Below are 3,354 nucleotides of genomic sequence, written 5' to 3'. Positions count from 1 at the left end.
GTTGAATAAAGAGGGAGATGCCTATCCGTTAAAAGAGGGTGAAAACTTGATTGCACTGCAAGCATATGTGCAGGCAGAACCCACTGCGCTAGCTAACCAGACGATTAAGCGAGGCGCATTTCATGCGATTGCGACATTTAATCTGAATTATGACTAACTTGCACGGTTTTATTAGGTACTTAAATGAAAAAGTTATTTTCTGTTTGCCTGGTACTTTTATTGCTGTTTTCATCAAGTGCGGCTGCATCGATATTTTCATATATCACTAAATCCGAGGGCATTCCCACAAATGCCTATTATACTTTTGTCATTGAACGTTGGGACCCAGAAAACGATTTTACGCCAAATCCTTGTTATGGTTATTCTGCGTGTTGGATATCGGTTAACCATCGCCATTTTGCTGATGGATATTCAGGGCAGCCCTATAGGCTATTCAATACTCGCGTAGAAAGATTCAAGACAATGAAACAAGTGCAGGCGGAGATATTGAAATATACCAGTTTTCCGATTACCGGCGTTGCAAAACATTTCGGCCCTGCGATTCGATCGCATCAGGAGTGTGTCGGGCTATTTTATGAAACCGATCAAAATGGTTTTCATGGAAGATTATTACCCGGATCTTTATGTGGCGTTGCACCACCACCGATAGGATTTTGTCAGGTCAGAGAAGGCTCCGTTGAACTTAATTACGGTAGTATTGATGAGGCAAAATTGGAAGGCGCAACCAGAGCGGAAAATATCAATGTGACCTGCAATGTAGACATAGAGATTATCGTGACAGCGACGGGACCTGATAGGGGATTAGTACCTTTAAGAAGTGATGGTAGCTTGAAAGCTAAGTTGCTATTAAATGAGAAAAATGGTGAAGACGGCGTTGCTGTGTTTGTACCGGCGGGAGGAAATGTAGCCGTTACAGTGAAATCAATTTTACAGAAAAATGGCAGAGTAGAGGCAGGACCTTTCTCAGGATCAGGGGCAATAATTTTGGCGATGCCATAAAAAGGTGTTTTTTTAATTTAAAGGCTGGGATGAAAATGAAACAAGATCATCTATTAGTAGGGAAGCGTATTCAAAAAAGAAGGAAAGAGTTGGGTATGACTGCCGCCAAATTGGCGGAAAAAATAGGTATTAGTCAGCAACAACTCTCACGTTATGAGAGAGGGATAAACCGAATTAATTTATCCCATCTGGTGCGGATCGCTTCAATATTGGAGACGCCGATAAACTGGTTTTTCCTTGATTGTAGTTATCCTGCTACCAATAACAGCATCAATAAATTAACAGACCAATATATCCCTATTGCTGAGGCTACATTGGGTAAATTTGGATGTTAACTGATCTCGACTCCAATCGGGGGATCTATAAACCCGTTGATGACTGAGTTTTGTGACCGACGGAACGGTCACTTTTATGATTTCTCTGTCAGCCATGTTATTACCACAATGTTATTACCACAAATTAAAAAGTCCATTCTTATTTATCTCCCCTTTTGACGAAGTTATTAAAGTTCAGATAGTAATTTAATCATGTAATAGCCCGGTCATCCATTGAAGCAGGAATCCTTTTCAAAGCCCAATATGCTCCGACAATGCTGAAAAATTTATCCGATGCACCGTAAAACCCCATTTAGCAACTGTCTCTTGATCATATTTCATAGATCAAGAGACAGGATGAAGACAGGGCCGTTTTCTGGCGCTCAACATGCTAGTCAACCGAACTTACCCGGATATAGGCATAGTGCATACTACCCTCAATAGTCTTTAAACATGATAAAGATTTGTAGAATACTCTATAAAATTGGCTTTTTCGAGGTTTATAGAGGGTTATTGCCCTGTTTTTCATAAGAATGAAAAGGTATACCTTTATGGATACCGATCACCCTATCTGTTACAGCCATATCACGATGGGTTCAAGTTCTGGTGAATCAAGGTTAAGTCTATTTAATTGGCGGTTTACCTTTAGACGGTTGAATCTGACGGCATCAAGATCATCTATCAATGGACGAATCTTTCTGACCGTTGTCGTTTCATCAGCATGAGCAATGCCAGTGTTTTAGTAGTTTCATCGGCTAACGTCGCGCCGGGCATTCTGTTTCCGGCCAAACAAAAAGGGACGTTAGATTAGAATTTTCGAGAACAGTTTCAATACGGATATCATGAAACCAGTGCTCGAAAAAGTTGTACTCGTAGGTAAAACGGTTACCGGCATCAAATTCAAAGTCATCAAGCGTAATTTTGTAGGGGTCATCAGGAAACCCGAGTCCGCCGGAGTAGGAAATGCCGTAATTTTTGCCATAAATACGGCATTGATGCAGGTGATTATCCTGCCATCCCTGCGCGATCTGAATGATGTAATGAAAAGCCGCTAAAGATGTCTCGCCTGATAGCCTGAATCGGTGCTAGACCATAGGACTGATACCTCCAAGGGCAATTTTCACGATATAGCTTTTCATGGTGAGGTGCCGGATAAAAGCGTGCTTAATTGCTCATTCTATCGCCTATTTAACAAAGTGCCCCACAGAATTTTATGGTCTCACTTCCTCTGGAAGAACCTGAATACGACCGATATAAGGCTTATCCTGAATACCATCATCAGAGTAGTCAGAGGCTGGATCAACTATCACGGTATTTCTGACAACCAGAGAAGAGTCGAGCAATTTATCTACCAAAGTACGCGAATAATCTATCGATGGTTCAACCGGAAAGGTGGGTGTCGTCGGCTGACGTGGGAAAAGCTAAAGCTACTCCTGAAAATGCTGGGTTATCCGTCTCAATGGAGAACACATTCAATGTTCAATTCTCGCTGAATATGTGTGGGGGCACTGGTCTGTCGGGAGCCGGATGCGGTAGTTCCGCACGTCCGATTCTGAGGAGGGGGCTGTCTAGGTGACTAGACAGCTCTACTCAACCAAACCCCAATAAGATTTTTTTTGCCGAAAAATCACATAGTCATCCTTAATATTAATGAATAGTTGATTTTGTTTTTTATTTAAAAAACAATAAGTTATGTTGATTTATTCTGTTTTGATTGATTTGCATTGAATTAGTTATTCTTTTGTTCTTTATCGGTTTTATATATGTTAACACTATTGACAAGTTTTTTATTTGTCCCTAACGTATATTCTGTACGCGACATGTGTGTACAGTGAACAATGATGTGTTTTTTTGAACATTTTTTGCAAACATACAACAGTAAGGAAAATAAGATGGATAAAGCTCAAGAGCTGGAACTGGCTGTAGCTGAACTGAACGCAGAAAACGCCGATGTTGAAAATGAACTACTGCTGGATGTTGCTAGTGGGGTCTCTAATAAAGAGTGGCAAGAATAATACCGTGTGGCCGCAATGCGGCCACC

Annotated in this window: 5 protein-coding genes and 1 pseudogene; 5 read left to right on the top strand and 1 reads right to left on the bottom strand. The window is 41.1% G+C overall.

Annotated elements, in window-relative coordinates; genetic code table 11:
* Window positions 1-183: 183 nt before the first annotated feature.
* From LGZ98_RS23155 to LGZ98_RS23145, 3 genes are all read left to right on the top strand, one after another.
* Window positions 184-999: an MrpH family fimbial adhesin gene (locus LGZ98_RS23155; RefSeq protein WP_113042618.1), complete on the top strand. Its 816-nt coding sequence runs from the start codon at window positions 184-186 to the stop codon at window positions 997-999.
* Window positions 1,000-1,028: 29 nt separating this feature from the next.
* Window positions 1,029-1,334 (top strand): helix-turn-helix domain-containing protein, encoded by a 306-nt coding sequence (locus LGZ98_RS23150; RefSeq protein ID WP_113042620.1) that lies wholly within the window; start codon window positions 1,029-1,031, stop codon window positions 1,332-1,334.
* Between the two features lie 530 nt (window positions 1,335-1,864).
* Complete coding sequence (locus LGZ98_RS23145) at window positions 1,865-2,038, top strand: hypothetical protein (protein WP_229015646.1); 174 nt, start codon at window positions 1,865-1,867, stop codon at window positions 2,036-2,038.
* Between the two features lie 30 nt (window positions 2,039-2,068).
* On the opposite strand, the gene LGZ98_RS23140 is transcribed toward LGZ98_RS23145, so the two are convergent.
* Window positions 2,069-2,341 (bottom strand): IS1096 element passenger TnpR family protein, encoded by a 273-nt coding sequence (locus LGZ98_RS23140; RefSeq protein ID WP_229015648.1) that lies wholly within the window; start codon window positions 2,339-2,341, stop codon window positions 2,069-2,071.
* 195 nt (window positions 2,342-2,536) lie between these two features.
* Between LGZ98_RS23140 and LGZ98_RS23135 the strand changes: the two are divergent.
* Together LGZ98_RS23135 and LGZ98_RS23130 are read left to right on the top strand one after the other, a co-directional pair.
* A pseudogene (locus LGZ98_RS23135) lies at window positions 2,537-2,806 on the top strand (group II intron reverse transcriptase/maturase); the annotation flags it as partial.
* Between the two features lie 399 nt (window positions 2,807-3,205).
* On the top strand, window positions 3,206-3,328 hold the full coding sequence (locus LGZ98_RS23130; protein WP_262405148.1) for a hypothetical protein: 123 nt from the start codon (window positions 3,206-3,208) through the stop codon (window positions 3,326-3,328).
* Window positions 3,329-3,354 lie beyond the last annotated feature (26 nt).

The organism is Photorhabdus kayaii (genome assembly GCF_025384895.1).
GTDB classification, from domain to species: domain Bacteria; phylum Pseudomonadota; class Gammaproteobacteria; order Enterobacterales; family Enterobacteriaceae; genus Photorhabdus; species Photorhabdus kayaii.
Note: the sequence above shows the minus strand (reverse complement) of the source record. Positions and strands in the feature narration are given on the sequence as shown.

Coding starts and splice junctions, on each gene's coding strand:
- LGZ98_RS23155 (WP_113042618.1), top strand. CDS start 184: ATGAAAAAGTTATTTTCTGTTTGCCTGGTACTTTTATTGCTGTTTTCA.
- LGZ98_RS23145 (WP_229015646.1), top strand. CDS start 1,865: ATGGATACCGATCACCCTATCTGTTACAGCCATATCACGATGGGTTCA.
- LGZ98_RS23150 (WP_113042620.1), top strand. CDS start 1,029: ATGAAAATGAAACAAGATCATCTATTAGTAGGGAAGCGTATTCAAAAA.
- LGZ98_RS23130 (WP_262405148.1), top strand. CDS start 3,206: ATGGATAAAGCTCAAGAGCTGGAACTGGCTGTAGCTGAACTGAACGCA.